We start from the raw sequence: 24,062 nt of genomic DNA on the forward strand, positions 1-24,062 counted from the left end.
GGTGCCCAACTTCATCGGCGCCGACGAGGGAGCGCGGCTCCGCGCCTCCTACGGGGACGAGAAGTACGCCCGCCTCGTCGAGCTCAAGGAGCCGTCATGAAGACCCGCAGCCGCACCTTTAGCCGCGCCCGCACCCGCACCCGTACCGCCGCAGCCCTCCTCCTCGCTGCCGTCGCCCTCACCGGCTGCTCCGCCGGCACCACCCCCGCCCCCGACGCGACCCTCCCCGCCCGGGTGGCCGAGGCCACCGCGCCCGCGCCGACGAAGAGCGCGGCCCCCGTCGCCCCGCTCGCCCGCTCCCTGCCCGTACGCGTCACACTGCCGTCCGCCGGGGTGGACACCGGCACCGGCACGATCCTCAGCCTGGGGCTCAACCCCGACGGCACCGTCGAGGTGCCCCCGGTCGCGGACGCCGACCGCGTCGGCTGGTACGAGAAGGGCGTCACGCCCGGCGAGACCGGCCCCGCGATCCTCATCGGCCACTTCGACACCGAACGCGGCCCGGCCGTCCTCAGGAACGTCTCCAAGGTCCGGGTCGGCGACGAGGTGACCGTGACACGCGCGGACGGCAGGACCGCCGTCTTCCGGGTCAGGGAGCTCGAACAGGTGGACAAGAAGACCTTCCCCACAGCCAAGGTGTACGGCGACACCACCCGCCCTGAGCTGCGGATCATCACCTGCGGCGGCGAGCTCGTCGACGGCCACCGGCCCGACAACATCATCCTGTACGCGGACCTCGTGGCCACGCGGGCCGCCTGAGCCGCCGACGGCGCCCTGAGGCACAATCGGCGGCATGACGACCCCCGAGCCCGGCTCCGAGCCGACCCCCGATCGGCCGACGGCCGAACAGCCCTTCGCCGACCGAGTCTTCCGCTCGCCCCTGGGGATCGCGAGCGGGGTGTTCCTCGTGCTCCTCGCGGCCGGGTTCGCCGGCGACGCCATGATCCGCGGGAAGGACAACGCGCCCTGGGTCGCGCTCGCCGGATTCGTCCTCGCCGTGCCGCTGATCGTCGCCTTCACGATCCGCCCGGCGGTGTACGTCAACAACCAGCGGCTCCGGATCCGCAACCCGTTCCGCTCGATCACGCTCCCCTGGGGCACGGTCGCCGACGTCCGCGCCGGCTACTCCAGCGAGGTCTTCACCCAGGACGGCGCCAAGTACCAGCTGTGGGCGATCCCCGTCTCGCTGCGCCAGCGCAAGAAGGCCGCCCGCAAGGCCGCCCGCGCCTCGCAGGACGACCCCCACGGCCGCACCTCCACCACCGCCGACGTCCGGGACACGGGCTCGCGGACGGCTCCGGCCGACCAGACCATCGCCGACCTGCGCGAACTTGCCGAGCGGCACGGCCGCGACCCCGAGGCGCAGGGGGAGCCGCAGGTGCGGTGGGCGTACGAGATCCTCGCCCCGGCCGCGGCCGGGCTGCTGCTGCTCGTGATCCTGATCGCGATCGGCTGACACACCCGCGCGCCCACGCGGGAGGGCCGGTGCGGAATCGCTTCCGCACCGGCCCTCGTCGCTGTGTACGGGTCAGAGCCCCGCGGCCGCGCTCAGGTCGCGCTTGATCGCGGCGAGCAGCTCGGCGCCCTTCGCCCGCGCCGGCGCCAGCCCGCTCGCGTCGGCGACCGGGACGACGACCTCCAGGTAGCACTTGAGCTTGGGCTCGGTGCCGCTCGGACGGACGATCACACGGGCCTTGTAGTCGCCCTCCAGGTGGTAGCGCAGGCCGTCCGTGGGCGGCAGCGACTCCGTGCCCTTCGTGAGGTCCTCGGCCGAGACGACCGTGAGGCCCGCGAGGGAGACCGGCGGGCGCTCGCGCAGCGCCGCCATCGCGTTCGCGATGATGCTCAGGTCCTCGACGCGCACCGACAGCTGGTCGGTGGCGTGCAGCCCGTGGGCCACGGCCAGGTCGTCGAGCAGGTCGAGCAGCGTGCGGTCCTGCTCCTTGAGGACCGAGGCCAGTTCGGCGACGAGCAGCGCCGCCGTGATGCCGTCCTTGTCGCGGACGCCCTCGGGGTCGACGCAGTAGCCGAGCGCCTCCTCGTAGCCGTACCGCAGGCCGTCGACCCGGGCGATCCACTTGAAGCCGGTCAGCGTCTCCTCGTACCCGACACCGGCGGCCTCGGCGATCCGGCCGAGCAGCGAGGACGAGACGATCGACTCGGCGAAGACGCCCGTGGCGCCCTTGTGCACGAGGTGCGCGGCGAGCAGCGCGCCGACCTCGTCGCCGCGGAGCATGCGCCAGCCGCCCTCGACGGACGCGTCGGGCACGGCCACGGCGCAGCGGTCGGCGTCCGGGTCGTTGGCGATGACGATGTCGGGGTCCACGGCCCTGGCCGCCTCGAAGGCGAGGTCCATGGCGCCCGGCTCCTCCGGGTTCGGGAAGGCGACCGTCGGGAACGCCGGGTCCGGGTCCGCCTGCTCGGCGACGAGCGCGGGCGGCGGGAAGCCGGCGCGGGCGAAGGCGGCGGTCAGGACGTCCTTGCCGACGCCGTGCATGGCCGTGTAGACGGTCCGGACCGTACGGGGGGAGCCCTCGGTCAGGACGGCGTCGGTACGGGCCAGGTAGGCGTCCAGGACCTCGTCGCCGAGGGTCTCCCAGCCGTCCGCCGGACGCGGGACGTCGTTCAGCGAGCGGACCGCGTCGATCTCGGCGGCGATCTCCGCGTCGGCGGGCGGCACGATCTGCGAGCCGTCGCCGAGGTAGACCTTGTAGCCGTTGTCGCGCGGCGGGTTGTGGCTCGCGGTGACCTCGACGCCGGCGACGGCGCCCAGGTGCCTTATGGCGTACGCGAGGACGGGCGTCGGGAGCGGGCGGGGGAGGAGCGCGGCGCGCAGGCCCGCGCCGGTCATCACGGCGGCGGTGTCGCGGGCGAAGTCCGCGGACTTGTAGCGGGCGTCGTAGCCGATGACGACGAGGCCGCCGTCCTGGCCCTTCGCCCTGAGGTACGCGGCCAGGCCCGCGGCGGCGCGGATGACGACGGAGCGGTTCATCCGCATGGGCCCGGCGCCGATCTCGCCGCGGAGACCGGCGGTGCCGAACTGGAGCGTGCCGCCGAAACGGGCGGCGAGCTCGTCGGTGGCGCCGGCGTCGATCAGCGCGGCGAGTTCCTCGCGGGTCTCCGGGTCGGGGTCCTCGGCGAGCCAGGCGTTGGCCCGGGTGAGGAGGTCGTCCTGCGTCACGGTGTGCCTTTCGGGGAGCGGCGGGGGCCGGTGGGGTGGTGGGGCCGCTGCGCGGAGCTGTTCCCCACCCCGCCCCTTCCCGAAACCGGGGCGCTGCCCCGGACCCCGGTCCTCAAACGCCGGACGGGCTGAAAGGCCCCGGGGCTCCGCCCCGGACCCCGTTCGGCCTGGCGGCCGTGGCCTCGAACGCCGGGCGGGCCGATTTTCCGCCCGCAGGGCGGGAAATCCAGCCCCGCCGGCGTGTGAGGCGCGGGGGTCCGGGGCGGAGCCCCCGGTTTCGGGAAGGGGCGGGGTGGGGGAGGAGGCCCCGCGCAGCGGCCCCCGTCGAGACGGGAGGGTCAGATCTTGTCGAGGACGCTCGTCAGGAGCTCGCCCATGCGCGCGGCCGAGTCCTTGCCCGCCTGCAGGACCTCTTCGTGGTTGAGCGGCTCGCCGGAGAGCCCGGCCGCGAGGTTGGTGACGAGCGAGATGCCCAGGACCTCGGCCCCGGCCTCGCGCGCCGCGATGGCCTCCAGGACCGTGGACATGCCGACGAGGTCGCCGCCCATGACGCGGACCATGTTGATCTCGGCCGGGGTCTCGTAGTGCGGGCCGGGGAACTGGACGTACACGCCCTCCTCCAGCGTCTCGTCGACCTCCTTGCACAGCGCGCGCAGCCGCGGCGAGTACAGGTCGGTGAGGTCGACGAAGTTCGCGCCGACGATCGGCGAGGCCGCCGTCAGGTTGAGGTGGTCGCTGATGAGGACCGGCTGGCCGGGGCGCATGCCCTCGCGGAGGCCGCCGCAGCCGTTGGTGAGGACGACCGTCTTGCAGCCCGCGGCGACGGCCGTGCGGACGCCGTGGACGACGGAGGCGACGCCCCGGCCCTCGTAGTAGTGGGTGCGGCCGAGGAAGACCAGGGCGCGCTTCTCGCCGATCTTGTACGAGCGGACCTTGCCGCCGTGGCCCTCGACGGCCGGCGGCGGGAAGCCGGGGAGCTCCGTGACCGGGAACTCGGCCTCGGGGGCGCCGAGCGCGTCGACGGCGGGCGCCCAGCCGGAGCCCATGACCAGGACGACGTCGTGGTTCTCGACGCCGGTCAGCTCGCGAAGACGGGCGGCAGCGGCCTCGGCGGCCTCGTACGGGGTGGCAGTTGCGTTCACTGTCTCTCTCGCCTCGGGGAGGGGGGTCCGAGGGGAGCCCCGGACGGATTTGTCACGCGCAGAAGCGTAGCCGGAGAATTCCTACGCGCGTAGATGACGATGGTGACGGACATGCGATCGTTGTCTTGTCGTTTCCGACGAACGGGCGGGCCGTTCGCCCCCGGCCGGAGCCACAGGGGTCAGCAGGGGCGCTTGCGCAACTCCATCACGTAGTCGTGCGGCGCGCCCGCCGACTCGGCCGCGTCCGCGACCTCGCCCAGGTAGCGGGCGGACGGCAGCCCGCCCTCGTACGCGTTCAGCACGTACACGCAGGCCGGCTCCTCGCCGTCGAGGGTGTGCACGCGCACCCGCATCCGCCGGTAGATGTCGAGGCCGACGCCCTCCCAGCGGTCCATGGACTCCTCGTCCATCGGCGCGATGTCGTACAGCGCCACGAAGACCTGCGAGCGGGGGGCCTCCACGATGGTGGCCAGCGCGCCCTCCCAGCCCATCTGCTCGCCGCCGAAGGTCAGCCGCCAGCCGTTCAGCCAGCCGGTGCCGCGCAGCGGGGAGTGCGGTGCGCGGCGGCTCATCAGCCGTGCGTCGAGGTTGCCGGCGAAAGCGGCGTAGAGCGACATGGCACCGAGGGTACGGGAGGGGGCGGGGTGTCCGGCGAACTCCGAGGTGGCGACGGTGGGGACGGGCCCGCGGGGGCTCCCGGGGGCGTGCGCGGCGCGCCAATCCGGCCCCGGCGCGTGGCCGCGCCGGTCGTGCGGGAGAATGGGGTACGCACTTGAAGCGTGCGGGACAATGGCGTACGCACTGCACCCAGTCGGGGTGACCCCCCAGCAGAACGAGACGCGAGGCGTAGATCCCAGTGACCCGGATCGTGATCATCGGTGGCGGACCCGGCGGATACGAGGCGGCCCTGGTGGGCGCCCAACTCGGCGCGGAGGTGACCGTCGTCGACTGCGACGGTCTCGGCGGAGCGTCGGTCCTGACCGACTGCGTGCCCTCGAAGACGCTGATCGCCACGGCGGAGGTGATGACCACCTTCGACTCCTCCTACGAGGAGCTCGGCATCATCGTCGCGGACGACACGCCGCACGTGGAGCAGGCCGCGCGCGTCGTCGGCGTCGACCTCGGCAAGGTCAACCGGCGGGTGAAGCGCCTCGCGCTCGCCCAGTCCCACGACATCACCGCCTCGGTCACCCGCGCCGGCGCCCGCGTCCTGCGCGGCCGCGGCCGGCTCTCCGGCCGCCAGGCCGTGGACGGCTCGCGCCAGGTGATCGTGACCGCGGCCGACGGCACCGAGGAGACCCTCACCGCCGACGCCGTGCTCATCGCGACCGGCGGCCACCCGCGCGAGGTCCCGGACGCCAAGCCCGACGGCGAGCGGATCCTCAACTGGACCCAGGTCTACGACCTCAAGGAGCTCCCCGAGGAGCTCATCGTGGTCGGTTCCGGTGTCACCGGCGCCGAGTTCGCCGGCGCCTACCAGGCCCTCGGCTCCCGCGTCACCCTCGTCTCCAGCCGCGACCGCGTGCTGCCCGGCGAGGACCCGGACGCCGCCGCCGTCCTGGAGGACGTCTTCCGCCGCCGCGGCATGAACGTCATGGCCCGCTCCCGCGCCGAGTCCGCCAAGCGGGTCGGCGACCGCGTCGAGGTCACCCTCGCCGACGGCCGGGTCATCTCCGGCACCCACTGCCTCATGGCGGTCGGCGCCATCCCGAACTCCGCGGGCATGGGCCTGGAGGAGGCGGGGGTCAAGCTGAAGGACTCCGGCCACATCTGGACCGACAAGGTCTCCCGTACGAGCGCCCCGGGCGTGTACGCGGCCGGTGACGTCACCGGTGTCTTCGCGCTCGCCTCGGTCGCCGCCATGCAGGGCCGCATCGCGATGTACCACTTCCTCGGCGACGCGGTTGCCCCGCTGAACCTGAAGACGGTCTCCTCGAACGTCTTCACCGACCCCGAGATCGCCACCGTCGGCTACACGCAGGCCGACGTGGACGCGGGCAAGATCGACGCCAAGGTCGTCAAGCTGCCGCTGCTCCGCAACCCCCGCGCGAAGATGCAGGGCATCCGGGACGGCTTCGTGAAGATCTTCTGCCGCCCGGGCACCGGCATCGTGGTCGGCGGCTGTGTCGTCGCCCCGAAGGCGAGCGAACTGATTCACCCGATCTCGATCGCGGTCGACAACAATCTGACGGTCGAGCAGATCGCAAATGCTTTCACCGTGTACCCCTCCCTGTCGGGCTCGATCGCCGAAGTGGCACGACAGTTGCACACCCGAAAGTCGGCGGGCGAGGTCTAGGACCCCGTCGCGGCACCGGTCCCGCCTGCGGGAACGGTTCGCCGACTCGGACAACCCCCGGCAAGACCGGGCATAGAACGATCAATGACGGGGCCTCCCATAGCACTTGGAGGCCCCGTCTGTGCGCATCTTCTGCAATTCGGCGCATAGTGCTGAAAACTATCGCCAGCTCGCGTTACTGTCAGTTTCGTGTTCGCTGCAGAACGTCGCCAGTTGATCCTCGAAATGGTGCGAGCCAATGGGGCCGTGTCGCTCCGCGAGCTCGCCCGCGTCGTCCAGACCTCGGAAGTGACCGTACGGAGAGACGTACGGGCCCTCGAGGCAGAAGGACTCCTCGACCGCCGCCACGGCGGTGCGGTGCTGCCGGGTGGATTCACGCGAGAATCCGGCTTCCCGCAGAAATCCCATCTCGCGACCGCGGAGAAGACGGCCATCGCCGACGTCGCCGCGAGCCTCGTCGAAGAGGGCGAGGCCATCGTCGTCGGCGCCGGGACGACCACGCAGGAGCTGGCCCGCCGGCTCGCCCGCGTGCCCGGCCTGACCGTGGTCACCAACTCCCTGCTCGTCGCCCAGGCCCTCGCGCACGCCAACCGCGTCGAGGTCGTCATGACCGGAGGCACCCTGCGCGGCTCCAACTACGCCCTCGTGGGCAGCGGGGCCGAGCAGTCCCTCCAGGGGCTCCGGGTCTCCCGGGCGTTCCTCTCCGGGAGCGGGCTCACCGCCGAGCGCGGGCTCTCCACGTCCAACATGCTCTCCGCGAGCGTGGACCGGGCCCTCGTGCAGGCGGCGGCGGAGGTCGTGGTCCTCGCCGACCACACCAAGCTCGGCTCCGACACGATGTTCCAGACGGTGCCGACGGACGTCATCACCCGCCTGGTCACCGACGAGCCCCCGGCCCACGACGAGCGGGCCGCCTCCGAGCTCCAGGCCCTCGCCGACCAGGGGGTGCAGATCGCCGTCGCCGGTACGGGAGCGGGACCCGGCGCGGCCGGCGGCGAGCCGCTCCCCCCGGGCGTGCGGCACCGCCGCGACATGCCGCTCCCCGTCCAGCGCGGGCGCATGGCGGGCGGCCAGTTCCGCGGTCCCGGCGGCGGGATGACGGCGGAGACGCTGGAACGCACGGCCCGCGTCGCGGACATGCGGCGCCGCTGACGGCACCCGAGGGGCCCTTCCCCCAGGGGGCCCCTGGCCGCGCCCCGTGCGCGCGTGCTCAGTCCTTGATGCCCCGGAGCGTCAGGGCCAGCAGCCGGTCCGCCAACTCCCCGTCCTCCGGGCACTGTTCCGCCGCGAGCGCGATCGCGTTCGTGAGCTGCATCAGATCGCCGATCGACACGTCGGCGCGCACCGCACCCGCCTCCTGGGCGCGCCCGAGCAGCGTCTCGCCCGCCGCGCGGAGCGGCTCGCTGCACGAGGCCAGCGCCGAACTCCGGTCGGACGACGCGCACATCAGCGCGTGCGCGAGCCCCCGGTACTCGCCCGCGTGGGCGACGAGGGCGCGCAGCCACTCCACGAGCGCCCGGCACGGCTCCTCCGCGCCCGCCAGCTCGCGCGAGCGCCGCAGGAGCGCCTCGAGCGCCTCCTGGAAGACGGCGCCGAGCAGATCGGCCCGCGTGGGGAAGTGCCGGTAGAGCGTCCCGATCCCCAGGCCCGCCCGACGGGCGACCTCCTCCAGGGGCGCGTCCGCGCCCAGTTCGGCGAAGGCGGCCCTGGCCTCGGTGAGAAGCCGCTCGTGGTTGCGGCGCGCGTCGGCTCGCATGGCGTCGGGTCCCCCGGTCCTCTCTCGGCCGTCGACGGATCTCGACCGGCGACGAAGGGCCCGCAGGCGGCTGCCTGCGGGCCCTCGATGGTCTGACGAGGTCAGTCCTTGATGTCGCAGATGACCGCGCCGGAGGTGACGGACGCGCCGACCTCCGCGCTCAGGCCCTTGACGGTGCCGGAGCGGTGGGCGTTCAGCGGCTGCTCCATCTTCATGGCCTCCAGGACGACGATGAGGTCGCCCTCCTTGACCTCCTGGCCCTCCTCGACCGCGACCTTGACGATCGTGCCCTGCATCGGGGAGGCGAGGGTGTCGCCGGAGGCCGTCGGGCCGGACTTCTTGGCCGCGCGGCGCTTCGGCTTCGCGCCGGCGGCGAGACCGGTACGGGCCAGGGTCATGCCCAGCGAGGACGGCAGGGAGACCTCGAGACGCTTGCCGCCGACCTCGACGACGATCGTCTCGCGGCCCGACTCGTCCTCCTCCGCGTCGGCACCGGCCGGCGCGAAGGGCTTGATCTCGTTGACGAACTCGGTCTCGATCCACCGGGTGTGGACGCGGAACGGGTCGGCGGTGAAGTCCGGGTCGACCACGACGGCCTGGTGGAACGGGATGGCCGTGGCCATGCCCTCGACCTTGAACTCCGCCAGCGCGCGGGCGGCACGCTGGAGCGCCTGCTCGCGTGTCGCGCCGGTCACGATCAGCTTGGCGAGGAGCGAGTCCCACGCCGGGCCGATGACCGAGCCGGACTCGACGCCCGCGTCCAGGCGGACGCCGGGGCCGCTCGGCGGCTGGAAGAGCGTGACGGTGCCGGGCGCCGGGAGGAAGTTCCGGCCCGGGTCCTCGCCGTTGATGCGGAACTCGAAGGAGTGGCCGCGCATGACGGGGTCGCCGTAGCCGAGCTCCTCGCCGTCGGCGATGCGGAACATCTCGCGGACCAGGTCGATGCCGGTGACCTCTTCGGTGACCGGGTGCTCGACCTGGAGGCGGGTGTTGACCTCCAGGAAGGAGATCGTGCCGTCGGCGCCGACGAGGAACTCGACGGTTCCCGCGCCGACGTAGCCGGCCTCCTTCAGGATCGCCTTCGACGCCGCGTACAGCTCGGCGTTCTGCGCCTCGCTCAGGAACGGCGCGGGCGCCTCCTCGACGAGCTTCTGGTGGCGGCGCTGGAGCGAGCAGTCACGGGTGGACACGACGACCACGTTGCCGTGCTGGTCGGCGAGGCACTGGGTCTCGACGTGACGCGGCTTGTCGAGGTAGCGCTCGACGAAGCACTCGCCGCGACCGAAGGCCGCGACGGCCTCGCGGACGGCGGAGTCGTACAGCTCCGGGACCTCTTCCAGCGTCCGGGCGACCTTCAGGCCGCGACCGCCGCCACCGAAGGCGGCCTTGATCGCGATCGGCAGGCCGTGCTCCTCCGCGAACGCCACGACCTCGTCGGAGCCCGAGACCGGGTCCGGCGTGCCGGCGACGAGCGGGGCACCCGCGCGCTGCGCGATGTGACGGGCCGCCACCTTGTCGCCCAGGTCGCGGATGGCCTGCGGCGGCGGGCCGATCCAGGTCAGACCCGCGTCCAGGACCGCCTGCGCGAACTCGGCGTTCTCGGAAAGGAATCCGTATCCCGGGTGGACGGCGTCCGCCCCGGAGTCCTTCGCGGCCTGCAACACCTTGGCCATGTCCAGGTAACTGGTCGCCGGAGTGTCACCGCCCAGAGCGAACGCCTCATCGGCTGCCCGGACGTGCAGGGCGTCCCGGTCCGGCTCGGCGTACACGGCCACGCTGCCGATACCCGCGTCCCGGCACGCCCGGGCCACACGGACAGCGATTTCGCCTCGGTTGGCGATGAGCACCTTGCGCACGATGGCTCCCTCCTTGAAACAAGCTGAGTTTAGGGACCGCCGACACGGCCTTTCGACCCGTCCCCATTGGTGAGCTTGCCCACACGGAGGGTGACCCCGGGCCTGCTCGGGCCGTGAATTCCCTTGTCGCACCACGGTACGCAGGGTTCCTTTACGGCACAGTAGCTCTGAGGTGTGGCGCAGGTCTCTGTTCCCTGGGTCAATCGCGATTCGAGTTTCTTTGTCGGGTCCCTACGAATGGCTCAACGATTCTTTGCCGCGCGGTCAGGGCCAGTCTCGCGTGTGCGAACCCTTGTCCGAGGGTTTACTCGCCAGTAGCCTTCGCGCTGTCGATCGTACTGTCGGTAACAGGCGAATCCAGGGGGTGGCCCACGTGGCCCGCAGACCGATAGCTCTCGTGACGGCCGCGGTCCTCTTCCTGGAGGCCCCCGGCATCGTCCTCGTCAACGCCGTCATGGCGAGCTTCGTCGAGGCCCAGTCGATGTCCCTCGACGGCATGGACCCGGGCGCGATGGCCGCCGGGACCTGGGGCCTCGGCATCGCCTCCGGCCTCGCGCTCCTCCTCTGTGGACTCGTCGCCCTCCTCGCGGGCGTCCGCGACCGCCGCCCCGGGCGTGTGGGCCGGGGCCTCCTCGTGGGCTGCGCCGTCGTCCACGGCGTCCTCGGCGCGGTCGCCGTCGGACTGCTCGGCTGGCAGGCGTTCGCCTTCCTGATGGTCGTCCTGGGGCTCGTGGTCCTCACCCTGGTGGCGTACGGGGAGTCGCGTGAGGAGCCGTACGGGAAGGAGAACGGCGCCCCCGAGGAGGCGCCGGCCGTCAACTGACCCCCAGGGCCGCGGTCCCTCAGGCCCAGAGGTCCGTGATGCGCACGTCCAGCTTCGCGAGCAGCCGGCGCAGCAGCGGCAGCGAGAGCCCGATCACGTTGCCCGGGTCGCCGTCGATGCCGTCGATGAACGGCGCGGACCGCCCGTCCAGGGTGAACGCGCCCGCCACGTGCAGAGGTTCGCCGGTCGCCACGTACGCGGCGATCTCCTCGTCCGTCGGGTGACCGAAGCGGACGACGGTCGAGGCGGTCGCCGACTCGAAGCGCTTGGCGGCCGTGTCGTACACGCAGTGACCGGTCTGCAGGACGCCGGTCCGGCCGCGCATGGCCTGCCAGCGGGCCGTGGCCTCCGCGGCGTCGGCCGGCTTGCCGAGGGCCTGCTTGTCGAGCTCCAGGACCGAGTCGCAGCCGATGACGAGCGCCCCGAACACCTCGGGCTTCGCGGCCACATGGGCCGCCTTGGCCTCGGCGAGGGCGAGCGCGAGCTCCGCCGGGGTCGGGGCCTTCACCTTGTCCTCGTCGACGCCGCTCACGATCACCTCGGGGGCGAGACCGGCCTGCCGGAGCAGCCCGAGCCGGGCGGGGGAGGCGGAGGCGAGGACGAGGCGGCGGGGATCAGCAGTCATGGGGGCAGCGTAGCCAGTGCCGGCGCCCCTCACCGCGTACACCCGGCGCAGGTCACCTCGTACCGGCCACGAACATCACCACGACCATCGCGAGCGCGAGGACCACGCCGCCGCGCGACAGCATCGACTGCATCTCGCGCAGGAACCGTGGCGGCTTGTTCTTCGGGTCGGACCAGAGCATGCGCTGATCCTCCCCCCAGGAGGGACCGGAACACCTGAGTACGGATACTCAACAACGCCGGAGAAGAGCGAGGCCGGATCCCCCGCACACGGGATCCGGCCTCCTCGGACTCAGGCCTCGCTCACACCGGCCAGTACGACCGGGCCCAGGCACGCGGGCCCGGCCGGTGCCGTACCGACCGCGCGATGCGGGACGGGTCCGACCAGCCCTCGGGAGCGGCCGGGCCGCCGCCGGAGGCGGATGCCGCCGCCGTGGCCGCGGCCCGGGCCTGGACCACCGCCAGTGCGGCGGCCAGCTCCTCGGGCGTCGGGTTTCCTCGTACGACCTTGATCATCGTGCTGTCCCTCCCGAGGGCTAGAGCGGGATGTTGCCGTGCTTCTTCGGAGGAAGGGATTCCCGCTTCGTCCGCAGCTGACGCAGGCCCTTCACGATCTGGGGGCGGGTGTCCGACGGCAGGATGACGCCGTCGATGTAGCCGCGCTCGGCCGCGATGTACGGGTTGAGCAGCGCGTCCTCGTACTCCTGCATGAGCCGCGCGCGCTCCGCGTCCTGATCCTCCGCCTCCGCGATCGTGCGGCGGTGCAGGATGTTGACCGCGCCCTGCGCGCCCATGACGGCGATCTGCGCCGTCGGCCACGCCAGGTTGAGGTCCGCGCCCAGGTGCTTCGAGCCCATGACGTCGTACGCGCCGCCGAAGGCCTTGCGGGTGATGACCGTGATCAGCGGGACCGTCGCCTCGGCGTACGCGTAGATCAGCTTCGCGCCGCGCCGGATGATGCCGCCGTACTCCTGGTCCACGCCCGGCAGGAAGCCCGGCACGTCGACGAAGGTCAGGACCGGGATGTTGAAGGCGTCGCAGGTCCGGACGAACCGCGCGGCCTTCTCGCTCGCGTTGATGTCGAGACAGCCGGCGAACTGCATCGGCTGGTTGGCGACCACGCCGACCGGGAAGCCCTCGACGCGGCCGAAGCCGGTCAGGATGTTCGGCGCGAACAGCGCCTGCGTCTCCAGGAACTCGCCGTCGTCGAGGACGTGCTCGATGACCCTGTGCATGTCGTACGGCTGGTTCGCCGAGTCCGGGATCAGCGTGTCGAGCTCGCGGTCCTCGTCCGTCGCCTCGGTCTCCGCGACCTCCGGGAAGGCCGGTGCCTCGGAGAGGTTGTTCGACGGCAGGTAGGAGAGGAGCGACTTCACGTACTCGATGGCGTCCTTCTCGTCACCCGCCATGTGGTGCGCCACGCCCGAGGTCGCGTTGTGCGTCCGCGCGCCGCCGAGCTCCTCGAAGCCCACGTCCTCGCCGGTGACCGTCTTGATGACGTCGGGGCCCGTGATGAACATGTGCGAGGTCTGGTCGACCATCACCGTGAAGTCGGTGATCGCGGGCGAGTACACCGCGCCGCCCGCGCACGGGCCGACGATCAGCGAGATCTGCGGGATGACGCCGGAGGCGTGGGTGTTGCGGCGGAAGATCTCGCCGTACATGCCGAGCGCGCTCACGCCCTCCTGGATGCGGGCGCCGCCGGAGTCGTTGATGCCGATGACCGGGCAGCCGGTCTTCAGGGCGAAGTCCATCACCTTGATGATCTTCTGCCCGTACGTCTCGCCGAGCGCGCCGCCGAAGACCGTGAAGTCCTGCGAGAAGACCGCCACCGGACGGCCGTCGACCGTGCCGTAGCCCGTGACGACGCCGTCGCCGTACGGACGGTTCTTCTCCAGACCGAAGTTGGTGGAGCGGTGCCGGGCCAGCTCGTCCAGCTCGACGAAGGAGCCCTCGTCGAGGAGCAGCGCGATCCGCTCGCGGGCGGTCAGCTTGCCCTTGGCGTGCTGCTTCTCGACCGCGCGCTCCGAGCCGGCGTGCGTGGCCTCGTCGACCCGGCGCTTGAGGTCCGCGATCTTGCCTGCGGTCGTGTGAATGTCGATCTCGTACTGCTCTGCCGGCTCGGACATCGGGATGCGGCTCCCTGCCTGGTCACGGGGGGTTCGTTGACTGCGAATGGGCTACTGCCCGTCTACTGCCCCGTAGCGTATCCACGCGGATACGGTTCGGCACTGCGGTCTTTGCCACACCTACTCTGGCTTGCATGACGTCCTCCGATGACTTCGACCGCCCCTGGTCAGACCTCGACCGGCCCCCGCTGAAGGCCGCCAACCTGCGCGGCGCGCTGGTCCGGCCCGACGGGCTGTGGACCTCCCTCGACGTGGTCGCCTCCACCGGCTCCACCAACACCGACCTGGCCGCCCGCGCCGACGGGCTGCCCGAGGGCGCGGTGCTCGTCGCCGAGGAGCAGACCGAGGGCAGGGGCCGTCTCGACCGGACCTGGACGGCGCCCGCCCGCTCCGGCCTCTTCGTCTCCGTCCTCCTGAAGCCGGGCGTGCCGGTGCACCGCTGGGGCTGGCTGCCGCTCCTCGCCGGCGTGGCCGCCGCTTCCGGCGTCTCGAAGGCCGCCAAGGTCGACGTCTCCCTCAAGTGGCCCAACGACCTGCTCGTTTCTGTCGGCGGCGAGGAGCGCAAGACGGGCGGGATCCTCGCCGAGCGCGCCGGGGACGACGGCGTCGTCGTCGGTCTCGGCCTCAACGTGAGCCTCGGCGCGGACGAGCTGCCCGTCCCCACGGCCGGCTCCCTCCGCCTCGCCGGGGTCGAGTTCCCCGACCGCGACCCCCTCCTGCGGGCCGTCCTGCGCTCCCTGGAGGAGTGGTACGGGACGTGGGTGCGGGCCGGCGGCGACCCCGTGGCCTCCGGCCTCCAGGAGGCGTACGAGCTCCGCTGCGCGACCCTCGGCCGCCGCGTACGGGCCGAGCTGCCCGGCGAGCGGACCCTGGAGGGCGAGGCGGTCTCCCTCGACGGCGACGGACGCCTGGTGGTCGCGACGGAGGGCGGCGGCACCGAGGCCGTCGGGGCGGGCGACATCGTCCACCTCAGGACCTGAGGGGAGAGGCGGACCGTGCGCCGGGGACCGGGCCCCCACCGTCCCCATCCGGCCTTTGGCCGAAACGGTCCGCCGTTTCGCCGGAATGGCTCGCCGTTTCGCCGGAATGGCTCGCCGTTCCGGCGTGAGCCATTCCACAGCTGCCGTATCGTGGAGCGCGATCCAGGCGACAGATCGGCAGGACAAGTGGGCACGGAACGGCAACGCGCGGGAGGCGGCCGGTGACCGTCGACGACGCGAACACGGGCGGCGGGTCCCAGACGCCCGGCCCGCCCGAACCGCCCACGTACCCCACCCCGCACCACCAGGTCGACCACACGGCCGAGCCGACGGACGACCCGCTCGCGATCCGCCTGGAACAGCTCATCCTCGGCGCCGACCGCCGCTACACACCGTTCCAGGCCGCCCGCACCGCCGGCGTCTCCATGGAACTCGCCTCCCGCTTCTGGCGCGCCATGGGCTTCGCCGACATCGGCCAGGCCAAGGCGCTCACCGAGGCCGACGTCCTCGCCCTGCGGCGGCTCGCCGGTCTCGTCGAGGCGGGGCTGCTCAGCGAGCCGATGGCCGTCCAGGTCGCCCGGTCCACCGGGCAGACCACCGCCCGGTTGGCCGAATGGCAGATCGACTCCTTCCTGGAGGGCCTGACCGAGCCGCCCGAGGCGGGGATGACCCGCACCGAGGTCACGTACCCGCTCGTGGAGCTGCTCCTGCCCGAGCTGGAGGAGTTCCTCATCTACGTGTGGCGCAGGCAGCTCGCCGCGGCCACCGGCCGGGTCGTGCAGGCGGCCGACGACGAGGAGATGGTCGACCGGCGGCTCGCCGTCGGCTTCGCGGACCTCGTCGGCTTCACCCGGCTCACCCGCCGGCTGGAGGAGGAGGAGCTCGGCGAGCTCGTCGAGGCCTTCGAGACGACCTGCGCCGACCTCGTCGCCGCGCACGGCGGCCGGCTCATCAAGACACTCGGCGACGAGGTCCTGTACTGCGCCGACGACCCCGGCACGGCCGCCGAGATCGCGCTCCGGCTGATCGAGACGCTCAGCCACGACGAGACGATGCCGGCACTGCGCGTCGGCATCGCCTTCGGCACGGTCACGACCCGCATGGGCGACGTCTTCGGCACCACCGTGAACCTCGCGAGCCGGCTCACCTCGATAGCGCCGAAGGACGCCGTCCTCGTCGACGGCGCGCTCGCCGAGGAGCTCTCGCGTACGGGAGAGGCGCCCGTCTCCGAGGCGGAGGCGGCCGAGGAGGCGGCCCGCGCGGAGAAGGAGGGGCGCCCGGTCACCACGTACCGCTTCGCGCTCCAGCCGATGTGGCAGCGGCCGGTGCGCGGACTCGGGGTCGTGGAGCCCTGGCTCCTGAGCCGCCGCCCGACTTAGGGCCTGTCCGGCGGATCATGGCCGGGGGCGCCGGGCCTGGCACGGCACCTCGCCGCGTTGCCGAAACGCCCTGACAGCTCCGCTATCGGGGCGTTTCGGCGCCTTGCGATGTACCGCACCAGGCCCGCGTCCTATCCGACCCTGATCCGCCGGACAGGCCCTAAGATCTCGGGTGAACGCCCGTTAACCACCGTTGACGGGGTCGAGCCTGAGCCCGCATCCGGGCTGAGTCGGTCGGGAGGGTCTGCGGCATGTCCGAGCAGCGTTTTGGTGAGTTCGTGGTGGTCCGTCGCGAAGGGGACGGTCACGTCGCCGAGCTGGTCCTCGACCGGCCCAAGGCGATGAACGCGGTCTCCTCCGAGATGGCCCGCTCGCTCGGCGCGGCCTGTGAGGCGCTCGCCGCCGACGCCTCCGTCCGCGTCACGGTCCTCACCTCCTCGAACGACCGGGCCTTCTGCGTCGGCGCCGACCTCAAGGAGCGCAACTCCTTCAGCGACGCCGACCTCGTCCGCCAGCGCCCCACCGCCCGTGCCGCCTACACCGGCGTCCTGGAGCTGCCGATGCCGACGGTCGCCGCCGTCCACGGCTTCGCCCTCGGCGGCGGCTTCGAGCTGGCGCTCGCCTGCGACGTGATCGTCGCCGACGCGACCGCCGTCGTCGGCCTGCCCGAGGTCTCCGTCGGCGTCATCCCGGGCGGCGGCGGTACGCAGCTGCTCCCGCGCCGGGTGGGCGCGGCGCGCGCGGCCGAGCTGGTCTTCACGGCGCGCCGGGTCGAGGCGGCGGAGGCCCGCGAGCTGGGCCTCGTCGACCTCCTGGAGGAGGACGCGCGGACCGGCGCCCTGGAGCTGGCCGGGCGGATCGCGGCGAACTCGCCGGTCGGCCTGCGCGCGGCGAAGAAGGCCATGCGGCTCGGTCAGGGCCTCGACCTGCGGGCGGGCCTGGAGGTCGAGGACGCGGCCTGGCGCGCGGTGGCCTTCTCGGGGGACCGGGCGGAGGGCGTGGCGGCCTTCAACGAGAAGCGGAAGCCGGAGTGGCCGGGGCAGTGAGCCTCCGCCCGATTTAGCCCTATCCTCCCGATTTCATTTGATGTCACTTTCCGTGACGTCTCGCGAGAGAAAAAGGATCAAAACTACCTAAACTGGTGGAATGGGTGAGGACGGGCGGCTGCGGGCCGTAGTGGCACTGGCGCAGGCGATGGCGGCGGCGCACACTCCACGCGAGTTCTGGCGGGCCGCTGCGCTGAAGTCCTGCGAGGGGCTCGACGGGAGCTTCGCCGCGCTGTCCGTCTGGGAACGTGACCACGGCCGGCTCAAGGTCCTGGTGAACGCGGGCGAACGGGCCGCGGGCGAGGAGGAGTTCCCCGAGTCGGAGACGTACCCCGTCCACCAGTTCCCGGAGATCACCGAGTTCCTGCACGAGCGCTGGGCGGGCGGCGGCGAGCCCGACGCCTGGGTGGAGACCGCCACGGACCGCGTCACCACCGGCCGGGTCGCCCGCCTGCGCATCCGGGGGCGCGGCAGCTGCGTGGTCGCGCCGATCGTGCTGCACGGGCGCGCGTGGGGCGAGTTGTACGTGGCCAGGCCGGGCGAGGCGAAACCTTTCGCCCGCGGGGACGCCGACTTCGCGACCGTCCTCGCGGCGGTCGTCGCCGCCGGCATCGCCCAGGCCGAGCGCCTGGAAGAGGTCCGCAAGCTCGCCTTCACCGACCCCCTCACCGGCCTCGCCAACCGCCGGGCCGTGGACACCCGCCTCGACGAGGCGATCGAGCGCTACCGTGCGGACGGCTCGGTCGTCAGCCTCGTGGTCTGCGACCTCAACGGCCTCAAGCGGGTCAACGACACCCACGGCCACGCCGTCGGCGACCGCCTCCTCGAACGCTTCGGCTCCGTCCTCTCCCGCTGCGCCGCGCGACTTCCCGGCGCGCTCGCGGCCCGCCTCGGCGGCGACGAGTTCTGCCTCCTGACGGTCGGCCCGACCGCCGACGAGGTCGTCGCGGTCGCCGAGGAGCTCTGCGGACGGGCGGCGGAGCTGGAACTCGGCGAGGGCGTGGCCTGCGGCGTCGCCTCCACCGGCGACCCCATCGGCCCCCTCAGGTCCGCCCGCCGCCTCTTCCGCCTCGCGGACGCGGCCCAGTACCAGGCGAAGGCGGCCCGCTCGGTGAAGCCGGTCGTGGCGGGCCGCGACGGCACGGTCATCCGCCTCGCCGACGCCCCACCGGGCGCCCGCGACCGCCGCCGCTTCCGCGACGCACCGACACGGGAACTGCCGACCGAGGCACCGGGGGAAGGCGGGGGGCTGGGCGGCGGCCCGCCGGGAGGCGGACGCGGTGGCCTGCCGGAAGGCGGACGCGCCGACCCGCCGGAGGGCCCGTCGGACCCGGACTGAGCAGCCGGGGCGGAGCCTTCCCGCGCCTACGGCGTCCGTCGGACGGCGCCGCCTTCGACACGCGCCCCAGGGGCCGTCGGACCCGTCGGGTGGCAGGATCGGACCATGTCCGTGATCAGTAAGTTGCAGATCAAGCCGGGCCAGACGGCGATGGTCCTCGGCAAGCCCGGCGACGTCGACCTGGAGGTCGAGGACGCCTCCGACGCCGGGGCCGCCGACGCCGTCATCGTCTTCGTGCGCGGGGCCGGCGACCTGGCGGGCGCCGACGTGGAGACGGCCCTGGAGGCCGCCCGCCGCGACGCCCTGTCCTGGGTGGCCTACCCGAAGGCCGGAAAGCTCGGCACCGACCTGAACCGCGACTCGCTGGCCGCCGCGCTGACCGAGCGAGGCGTCCGGCCCGTACGCCAGATCGCCGTCGACGGCACCTGGTCGGCCCTCCGCTTCCGCCCGGGCGCCTGATCCGACGCGGTAAGGGTCCGTCCGCCCCCGGGGTCGTGACGAAATCACCTAGTGACAGGTCGGTCTTCAATCCGTAGGGTGCTGAATATGGATATGCAGACAGTCGTCCTCGGCACGTCCGGCACGACCCCGCAGGACGTCATCGACGTCGCCCGTCACGGCGCCCGCGTCGAGCTGTCGACCGAGGCCGTGGAGGCTCTCGCCGCCGCGCGTGAGGTGATCGACGCGCTCGCCGCCAAGCCCGAGCCCGTCTACGGCGTCTCGACCGGCTTCGGCGCGCTCGCCACCCGGCACATCAGCCACGAGCTCCGTGCCCAGCTCCAGCGCAACATCGTCCGCTCGCACGCCGCCGGCATGGGCCCGCGCGTCGAGCGCGAGGTCGTCCGCGCGCTGATGTTCCTGCGGCTCAAGACCGTCGCCTCCGGCCACACCGGCGTCCGCCCCGAGGTCGCGCAGACCATGGCCGACGTCCTCAACGCCGGCATCACCCCGGTCGTGCACGAGTACGGTTCCCTCGGCTGCTCCGGCGACCTCGCGCCGCTCTCCCACTGCGCCCTCGCGCTCATGGGCGAGGGGGACGCCGAGGGGCCCGACGGTGAGGTGAAGCCCGCCGGCGAGCTGCTCGCCGCCCACGGCATCGCGCCCGTCGAGCTCAAGGAGAAGGAGGGCCTCGCCCTCCTCAACGGCACCGACGGCATGCTCGGCATGCTGGTCATGGCCCTCGCCGACCTCGACACCCTCTACAAGTCGGCCGACGTCACCGCCGCGCTCTCCCTCGAAGCCCTCCTCGGCACCGAGAAGGTCCTCGAACCCGAGCTGCACGCCATCCGGCCGCACCCCGGCCAGTTCGCCTCCGCCGCCAACATGCTGGCCGTCCTCAAGGGCTCCGGCCTGACCGGCCACGCCCAGGCCGGCGAGGCCCCGCGCGTCCAGGACGCCTACTCGGTCCGCTGCGCCCCGCAGGTCGCCGGCGCCGGCCGCGACACCATGGCCCACGCCCGCCTCGTCGCCGAGCGCGAGCTCGCCGCCGCCGTCGACAACCCGGTCGTCCTCGCCGACGGCCAGGTCCGCTCCAACGGCAACTTCCACGGCGCCCCCGTCGCGTACGTCCTCGACTTCCTCGCCATCGCCGCCGCCGACCTCGGCTCGATCGCCGAGCGCCGCACCGACCGGCTCCTCGACAAGAACCGCTCGCACGGCCTTCCGCCCTTCCTCGCCCACGACGCCGGCGTCGACTCGGGCCTCATGATCGCCCAGTACACCCAGGCCGCCCTGGTCAGCGAGATGAAGCGGCTCGCCGTCCCGGCCTCCGCCGACTCGATCCCGTCCTCGGCGATGCAGGAGGACCACGTCTCCATGGGCTGGTCCGCCGCCCGCAAGCTCCGCATCGCGATCGGCAACCTCGCCCGGATCATCGCCGTCGAGCTGTACGCGGCCACCCGGGGCATCGAGCTCCGCGAGGGCCTCACCCCGGCCCCCGCCTCCCAGGCGGCGATCGACGCGCTCCGCGCCGCCGGCGTCGAGGGCCCCGGCCCGGACCGCTTCCTCGCGCCCGACCTGGCCGCCGCCGACACCTTCGTCCGCGAGGGGAAGCTCGTCGCCGCCGTCGAGCCCGTCACCGGGCCCCTGGCGTAACCGCCGCTCGTCCCTCCGCGTGCCCTGAGGGCCTGTGTCCCCTCGGGGGCGCGGGCCCTCAGGCGTTCCCCGCGATCTCGCGCACCGCGTCCGCCACCGCGCCGAAGTCCTTGCGCAGGATCTTCGAGTGGTTGCTCGGCACCTTCGCGCTCACCCGGATGTTCGGGTTGCGGTCGAGGACCGGCTGGAGGTCGGCGCGGATCTTCTCCATCAGCACCGGGTCGCCGCCCAGGTTGCCGCCGCTCGCGAGCACGTACCGCGTCGGCACCGTCAGCCGGTCGAAGACCGGGTCCAGCGCGGCCGGCGCGCACAGCTCGTTGATCTCGATGTTGATCTCGGCGTGCTGCGCCGCGCTCATCCGCGCCGCCAGACCCAGCGGCCGGGCGATCGGGAACAGCGGGCTCATCTTCTTGAACAGCTTCCTGACCTGCTCCTTCGCGGCCTCGTCCAGCCACTCGTGCGCCATGGCCCCGTCCACGGACACCACACCCGCGGCGCGCTCCGGGTTCCTCGCCGCCCAGTGCACGGCGAGCATCGCCCCGTACGACCAGCCCACCAGGATCGGCCGCTCCACGCCCCGGGCGGCGAGCACCGCGTCCAGGTCGCGGAGGCAGGCCTCGAAGGAGTAGTCCGAGGACTTCCGCGACTTGCCGCGGGCGCGCTCGTCGTAGGTGATGTGGCGGTACTCGTCGCCGCCCAGGGCCGCGACGACGCGCTTCCAGTGGGACTGGTCGGCGTACGAGCCGTTCAGGTAGACGACCGGGCGGCCGGGGCCGCCGGTGTCGGTGACGGCGAGGGCCGTGTCGTCGATCGACACCATGCCGGTCCAGGCGGACGGGGACGGGAGGGTGTTCGGCGTGTTGATGATGCTGCTGGTCATGGTGCGCCTTCTTCCGGTGTCGTGACGGTCTTCACGGGGTGGTGCGGGTGGTGTGCGGGTGGTGGGGAGGCCGCGGCGCGTGGGGCCGCGGCCTCCCGGGTGCCCGTCGCCTCGGGCTCAGAGGCTGCGGGCGGTGATGTCGCCGTACGAGGTGGTGGCCGTGACGGCCAGCTCGGCCCCCGCGCCCACCGCGTTCATGAGCGTGTTCTCGACCCGGCCGTAGGCGGTGCCGGCGTCGAGCGTGGCCGAGGTCCCGCGGGCGGCGCCCACGGCGATGTCGCCGTGCTCGGTGCGCAGGGCGACCGCGCCCCGGACCGCCTCGGTGATCCGGATGTCGCCCTTCTGGGTGCTGATCTCGGCGGGGCCGTCGAGCCGGCCGACCGTCACCGTGCCGTCCTGGACGGTCAGACGGGCGCCGGCGGTCTCGTCGAGCTTGACCGTGGCCTGCGCGCCGTCGAAGGCGACGTCCCCGAGGCGGCCGACGCCCCGCAGGTCCGCGGCGGCGGCCTTGGCCTCGACGCGGGAGCCGGCCGGGAGCTGGACGGTGACCTCGACGGAACCGGTCGCACCGAAGAGCTGGTTCTTCGGCTCGGCGGCCTCGACCCGCAGGACGCCGTCGGTGTAGCTGGCGGTGATCTGCTCGGCCGCCTTCTCGTCGCGGCCCTTGCCGGGGACGGCGGGGCGGACGTCGACGGTGGCGTCGGCCCGGTCGGCGGCGATGAGCTGGATGCGCCCGGCGTGGATGTCGAGGACGGCGAGGATCGGGGCGGTGGTGGCGAACTTCTGCATCGTGTTCTCCGTGGTCTCTCTGTGCGCTTCCTTGTTTCTGACAAGAGAAACGCTACGTTGCATTCACGGAGTCGGCAACAGCTTCGTTGCGTACTGGATTAGTAAACGCAGGTCAGAGGCGATAATTCGTTGCGGTGATCCTGTGTGGCAATGCAACGCACCAGCATGTATCGTTGCAATGAATTGAACGCGAACGCTACGAGCGAGACGGAGACCCCGATGCCGGGAGGCAGACTCACCCAGGCCGAGCGCCGCCAGATCGCCCTGGGCCTGGCCGACGGCCTCGCCTACGCGGAGATCGGCCGCCGCCTCGACCGTCCCACCTCGACGATCACCCGCGAGGTCATGCGCAACGGCGGCCCCACCGGCTACCGCGCCGACCTCGCCCAGCGCGCCACGGAACGCCGCACCCAGCGCCGTACCGCCGCGGGCGCGCCCCGGAGCGGCTCCCCGGCGGCCCCGCAGGCCCACGGCAACGCCCACGGCCGCGATCCCGAGGCCGTGCGGGCGTACGAGGAGACGTTCACGACCGTCCTCATGGCCTCGGGGCTGCCGAAGATGATGGCCAGGGTCCTCGTGTGCCTCTACACGACCGACGCGGGCAGCACGACGGCCGCCGAACTCGCCCGGCGCCTCCAGGTCAGCCCGGCGTCCGTCTCCAAGGCCATCGCGTTCCTCGAAGGCCAGGGGCTGGTGCGGCGGGAGCGCGACGAGCGCCGCCGCGAGCGCTACATCGTCGACGACGACGTCTGGTACCAGTCGATGATGGCCGGCGCCCGCGCCAGCGCCCAGCTCGTCGAGACCGCCCGCGAGGGCGTCGACGTCCTCGGCCGCGGCACACCGGCCGCCGCCCGCCTGGAGAACATCGCGCGCTTCGTCGACTTCGTCTCGGAGGCGATCATGCGCGCGGCGGAACAGGCCCGCGAGGTCCTGCACACCAAGCCGGAGCCGGAAGAGGGACCGGGGGAGTAGGCGAGGCCTCAGGAAGCCCGGCCGCGCCGCCGCATCGCGAGCGCCACGAACCCCGCCCCGACGCCCAGGAACCCCGTGCCGCCGATCAGGTACGGCGTGGTGTCGGGGTTTCCGGTGTCCGCGAGCCGGTCGTCGGCCGTGTCCGCGCCCGTCCCCTCGTGCACGATCCCGGCCCCGACGCGCACGCCGCTGCCGCCCGCACCGCCCCCGACGGCCTTGTCGGTGGCGTTCGCGGAGGGGACGAACCACAGGGCGCACAGCAGACTCCCCGCCGCGGCTGCGGTCAGGAGGGGGCGTCGGGCGGAGGACACGGAAATTTCGATCTCCCTTGCGGAAACCGCGCATCGGTCGGTGCCGCAGATGCTAATGAACACAGCGGGTCGCGGGAAAGCCGAGAGCCCCCCGACCCCTACGCTCCGAGTCATGAGCACTTCCGAGACATCACGTTATGTGCGGCTTCGCGTCGATGTGGTTCTGGAGATCGACGGACCCGAGGCCCTGGCCGACGCCGCCGAGGGCCGGATCGACGGCGACGAGTTCATGCCGGAGGAGGAGCGGGTCCACGCCCGGGCCGCCGCGCGCGAGGACAGCGCCGAGGCCCTCGCGTACCTCGTCGAGCCCTTCGACCTCATCAGGGACGTCCCCGGGATCGAGATGGTCCAGGCCTCCTGGAGCACGGAGGAGGTCGATTACGACCCCGATGCGTTGGAGTGGGACCTCGGGGAGGAAGATGAGGGGGAGGAAGGCGAGCAGGAGGACGTCAGGCCCTAGCGGTC

General features: G+C 72.7%; 24 protein-coding genes and 1 pseudogene. 13 read left to right on the plus strand and 12 right to left on the minus strand.

Annotation, left to right across the window (positions count from 1 at the left end):
• Positions 1-96 precede the first annotated feature (96 nt).
• Positions 97-759 carry a class F sortase gene (locus AB0G79_RS21410; RefSeq protein ID WP_360808695.1) on the plus strand — a complete coding sequence of 221 codons (663 nt, stop codon included), beginning with the start codon at positions 97-99 and terminating at the stop codon, positions 757-759.
• Positions 760-793: 34 nt separating this feature from the next.
• Positions 794-1,456, plus strand: coding sequence for a PH domain-containing protein (locus tag AB0G79_RS21415; RefSeq protein ID WP_360808697.1), 663 nt, complete (start codon positions 794-796; stop codon positions 1,454-1,456).
• A gap of 72 nt (positions 1,457-1,528) precedes the next feature.
• Here AB0G79_RS21415 and AB0G79_RS21420 read toward each other — a convergent pair whose 3' ends face one another.
• The 3 genes from AB0G79_RS21420 to AB0G79_RS21430 all read right to left on the minus strand — a co-directional run bounded on the left by AB0G79_RS21420 (position 1,529) and on the right by AB0G79_RS21430 (position 4,940).
• On the minus strand, positions 1,529-3,181 hold the full coding sequence (locus AB0G79_RS21420) for a phospho-sugar mutase (RefSeq protein WP_360808699.1): 1,653 nt from the start codon (positions 3,179-3,181) through the stop codon (positions 1,529-1,531).
• Positions 3,182-3,519: 338 nt separating this feature from the next.
• A complete protein-coding gene (locus AB0G79_RS21425; RefSeq protein ID WP_360808701.1) occupies positions 3,520-4,323 on the minus strand; it encodes a purine-nucleoside phosphorylase in 804 nt (267 codons plus the stop codon).
• A gap of 179 nt (positions 4,324-4,502) precedes the next feature.
• Complete coding sequence (locus AB0G79_RS21430; RefSeq protein ID WP_360808703.1) at positions 4,503-4,940, minus strand: gamma-glutamylcyclotransferase; 438 nt, start codon at positions 4,938-4,940, stop codon at positions 4,503-4,505.
• 239 nt (positions 4,941-5,179) lie between these two features.
• Here AB0G79_RS21430 and AB0G79_RS21435 point away from each other — a divergent pair, with 239 nt between their 5' ends.
• Both AB0G79_RS21435 and AB0G79_RS21440 read left to right on the plus strand, forming a co-directional pair.
• Positions 5,180-6,619: an NAD(P)H-quinone dehydrogenase gene (locus AB0G79_RS21435; protein ID WP_360808705.1), complete on the plus strand. Its 1,440-nt coding sequence runs from the start codon at positions 5,180-5,182 to the stop codon at positions 6,617-6,619.
• Positions 6,620-6,808: 189 nt separating this feature from the next.
• A complete protein-coding gene (locus AB0G79_RS21440; RefSeq protein WP_360808707.1) occupies positions 6,809-7,771 on the plus strand; it encodes a DeoR/GlpR family DNA-binding transcription regulator in 963 nt (320 codons plus the stop codon).
• A gap of 58 nt (positions 7,772-7,829) precedes the next feature.
• Here the strand turns inward: AB0G79_RS21440 and AB0G79_RS21445 are convergent, their stop codons facing one another.
• Together AB0G79_RS21445 and AB0G79_RS21450 are read right to left on the minus strand one after the other, a co-directional pair.
• Positions 7,830-8,375 (minus strand): helix-turn-helix domain-containing protein, encoded by a 546-nt coding sequence (locus AB0G79_RS21445; RefSeq protein WP_360808709.1) that lies wholly within the window; start codon positions 8,373-8,375, stop codon positions 7,830-7,832.
• A 101-nt stretch (positions 8,376-8,476) separates the two neighbouring features.
• Positions 8,477-10,231 carry a biotin carboxylase N-terminal domain-containing protein gene (locus AB0G79_RS21450; protein ID WP_360808711.1) on the minus strand — a complete coding sequence of 585 codons (1,755 nt, stop codon included), beginning with the start codon at positions 10,229-10,231 and terminating at the stop codon, positions 8,477-8,479.
• A 373-nt stretch (positions 10,232-10,604) separates the two neighbouring features.
• On the opposite strand from AB0G79_RS21450, the gene AB0G79_RS21455 reads away from it, so the two are divergent.
• A complete protein-coding gene (locus AB0G79_RS21455) occupies positions 10,605-11,054 on the plus strand; it encodes a hypothetical protein (protein WP_360808713.1) in 450 nt (149 codons plus the stop codon).
• Positions 11,055-11,073: 19 nt separating this feature from the next.
• Here AB0G79_RS21455 and AB0G79_RS21460 read toward each other — a convergent pair whose 3' ends face one another.
• From AB0G79_RS21460 to AB0G79_RS21475, 4 genes are all read right to left on the minus strand, one after another.
• Positions 11,074-11,679, minus strand: a complete 606-nt coding sequence (locus tag AB0G79_RS21460; protein ID WP_360808715.1) for a nucleoside triphosphate pyrophosphatase — start codon at positions 11,677-11,679, stop codon at positions 11,074-11,076.
• A 52-nt stretch (positions 11,680-11,731) separates the two neighbouring features.
• The gene (locus AB0G79_RS21465) at positions 11,732-11,860 is read right to left on the minus strand and encodes a hypothetical protein (protein ID WP_360808717.1); all 129 of its coding nucleotides are present in this window, start codon (positions 11,858-11,860) and stop codon (positions 11,732-11,734) included.
• Between the two features lie 121 nt (positions 11,861-11,981).
• The gene (locus AB0G79_RS21470; protein ID WP_360808719.1) at positions 11,982-12,194 is read right to left on the minus strand and encodes an acyl-CoA carboxylase epsilon subunit; all 213 of its coding nucleotides are present in this window, start codon (positions 12,192-12,194) and stop codon (positions 11,982-11,984) included.
• 20 nt (positions 12,195-12,214) lie between these two features.
• Positions 12,215-13,807, minus strand: coding sequence for an acyl-CoA carboxylase subunit beta (locus AB0G79_RS21475; RefSeq protein ID WP_360808721.1), 1,593 nt, complete (start codon positions 13,805-13,807; stop codon positions 12,215-12,217).
• 134 nt (positions 13,808-13,941) lie between these two features.
• On the opposite strand from AB0G79_RS21475, the gene AB0G79_RS21480 reads away from it, so the two are divergent.
• The 6 genes and pseudogenes from AB0G79_RS21480 (at position 13,942) to hutH (ending at position 20,645) form a co-directional block, all read left to right on the plus strand.
• Complete coding sequence (locus AB0G79_RS21480; protein WP_360808722.1) at positions 13,942-14,787, plus strand: biotin--[acetyl-CoA-carboxylase] ligase; 846 nt, start codon at positions 13,942-13,944, stop codon at positions 14,785-14,787.
• Positions 14,788-15,008: 221 nt separating this feature from the next.
• Positions 15,009-16,166: an adenylate/guanylate cyclase domain-containing protein gene (locus AB0G79_RS21485; protein ID WP_360808724.1), complete on the plus strand. Its 1,158-nt coding sequence runs from the start codon at positions 15,009-15,011 to the stop codon at positions 16,164-16,166.
• A 251-nt stretch (positions 16,167-16,417) separates the two neighbouring features.
• Entirely contained in the window at positions 16,418-17,212 is a 795-nt protein-coding gene (locus tag AB0G79_RS21490) for an enoyl-CoA hydratase-related protein (protein WP_360808726.1), read from the plus strand.
• Positions 17,213-17,312: 100 nt separating this feature from the next.
• Positions 17,313-18,419: pseudogene (locus AB0G79_RS21495) on the plus strand (sensor domain-containing diguanylate cyclase); the annotation flags it as partial.
• Between the two features lie 237 nt (positions 18,420-18,656).
• Entirely contained in the window at positions 18,657-19,010 is a 354-nt protein-coding gene (locus tag AB0G79_RS21500; RefSeq protein ID WP_360808728.1) for a hypothetical protein, read from the plus strand.
• A 93-nt stretch (positions 19,011-19,103) separates the two neighbouring features.
• Positions 19,104-20,645 carry a histidine ammonia-lyase gene (hutH, locus tag AB0G79_RS21505; protein ID WP_360808986.1) on the plus strand — a complete coding sequence of 514 codons (1,542 nt, stop codon included), beginning with the start codon at positions 19,104-19,106 and terminating at the stop codon, positions 20,643-20,645.
• Positions 20,646-20,703: 58 nt separating this feature from the next.
• Here the strand turns inward: hutH and AB0G79_RS21510 are convergent, their stop codons facing one another.
• Both AB0G79_RS21510 and AB0G79_RS21515 read right to left on the minus strand, forming a co-directional pair.
• Entirely contained in the window at positions 20,704-21,525 is an 822-nt protein-coding gene (locus tag AB0G79_RS21510) for an alpha/beta hydrolase (protein WP_360808730.1), read from the minus strand.
• 117 nt (positions 21,526-21,642) lie between these two features.
• Positions 21,643-22,314 carry a DUF4097 family beta strand repeat-containing protein gene (locus AB0G79_RS21515; protein ID WP_360808732.1) on the minus strand — a complete coding sequence of 224 codons (672 nt, stop codon included), beginning with the start codon at positions 22,312-22,314 and terminating at the stop codon, positions 21,643-21,645.
• Positions 22,315-22,533: 219 nt separating this feature from the next.
• Here AB0G79_RS21515 and AB0G79_RS21520 point away from each other — a divergent pair, with 219 nt between their 5' ends.
• Positions 22,534-23,286 carry a helix-turn-helix domain-containing protein gene (locus AB0G79_RS21520; protein ID WP_360808734.1) on the plus strand — a complete coding sequence of 251 codons (753 nt, stop codon included), beginning with the start codon at positions 22,534-22,536 and terminating at the stop codon, positions 23,284-23,286.
• An 8-nt stretch (positions 23,287-23,294) separates the two neighbouring features.
• Here AB0G79_RS21520 and AB0G79_RS21525 read toward each other — a convergent pair whose 3' ends face one another.
• Positions 23,295-23,597: a hypothetical protein gene (locus AB0G79_RS21525; RefSeq protein ID WP_360808736.1), complete on the minus strand. Its 303-nt coding sequence runs from the start codon at positions 23,595-23,597 to the stop codon at positions 23,295-23,297.
• A gap of 112 nt (positions 23,598-23,709) precedes the next feature.
• Here AB0G79_RS21525 and AB0G79_RS21530 point away from each other — a divergent pair, with 112 nt between their 5' ends.
• On the plus strand, positions 23,710-24,057 hold the full coding sequence (locus AB0G79_RS21530; protein WP_360808738.1) for a hypothetical protein: 348 nt from the start codon (positions 23,710-23,712) through the stop codon (positions 24,055-24,057).
• The last annotated feature ends 5 nt before the right edge of the window (positions 24,058-24,062 follow it).

Origin of the sequence: Streptomyces sp. NPDC020807, from assembly GCF_040641575.1 — a bacterium.
GTDB lineage: Bacteria > Actinomycetota > Actinomycetes > Streptomycetales > Streptomycetaceae > Streptomyces.

Coding starts and splice junctions, on each gene's coding strand:
- AB0G79_RS21410 (WP_360808695.1), top strand. CDS start 97: ATGAAGACCCGCAGCCGCACCTTTAGCCGCGCCCGCACCCGCACCCGT.
- AB0G79_RS21415 (WP_360808697.1), top strand. CDS start 794: ATGACGACCCCCGAGCCCGGCTCCGAGCCGACCCCCGATCGGCCGACG.
- AB0G79_RS21430 (WP_360808703.1), bottom strand. CDS start 4,940: ATGTCGCTCTACGCCGCTTTCGCCGGCAACCTCGACGCACGGCTGATG.
- AB0G79_RS21445 (WP_360808709.1), bottom strand. CDS start 8,375: ATGCGAGCCGACGCGCGCCGCAACCACGAGCGGCTTCTCACCGAGGCC.
- AB0G79_RS21460 (WP_360808715.1), bottom strand. CDS start 11,679: ATGACTGCTGATCCCCGCCGCCTCGTCCTCGCCTCCGCCTCCCCCGCC.
- AB0G79_RS21465 (WP_360808717.1), bottom strand. CDS start 11,860: ATGCTCTGGTCCGACCCGAAGAACAAGCCGCCACGGTTCCTGCGCGAG.
- AB0G79_RS21470 (WP_360808719.1), bottom strand. CDS start 12,194: ATGATCAAGGTCGTACGAGGAAACCCGACGCCCGAGGAGCTGGCCGCC.
- AB0G79_RS21475 (WP_360808721.1), bottom strand. CDS start 13,807: ATGTCCGAGCCGGCAGAGCAGTACGAGATCGACATTCACACGACCGCA.
- AB0G79_RS21480 (WP_360808722.1), top strand. CDS start 13,942: ATGACGTCCTCCGATGACTTCGACCGCCCCTGGTCAGACCTCGACCGG.
- AB0G79_RS21490 (WP_360808726.1), top strand. CDS start 16,418: ATGTCCGAGCAGCGTTTTGGTGAGTTCGTGGTGGTCCGTCGCGAAGGG.
- AB0G79_RS21500 (WP_360808728.1), top strand. CDS start 18,657: ATGTCCGTGATCAGTAAGTTGCAGATCAAGCCGGGCCAGACGGCGATG.
- hutH (WP_360808986.1), top strand. CDS start 19,104: ATGCAGACAGTCGTCCTCGGCACGTCCGGCACGACCCCGCAGGACGTC.
- AB0G79_RS21510 (WP_360808730.1), bottom strand. CDS start 21,525: ATGACCAGCAGCATCATCAACACGCCGAACACCCTCCCGTCCCCGTCC.
- AB0G79_RS21515 (WP_360808732.1), bottom strand. CDS start 22,314: ATGCAGAAGTTCGCCACCACCGCCCCGATCCTCGCCGTCCTCGACATC.
- AB0G79_RS21520 (WP_360808734.1), top strand. CDS start 22,534: ATGCCGGGAGGCAGACTCACCCAGGCCGAGCGCCGCCAGATCGCCCTG.
- AB0G79_RS21530 (WP_360808738.1), top strand. CDS start 23,710: ATGAGCACTTCCGAGACATCACGTTATGTGCGGCTTCGCGTCGATGTG.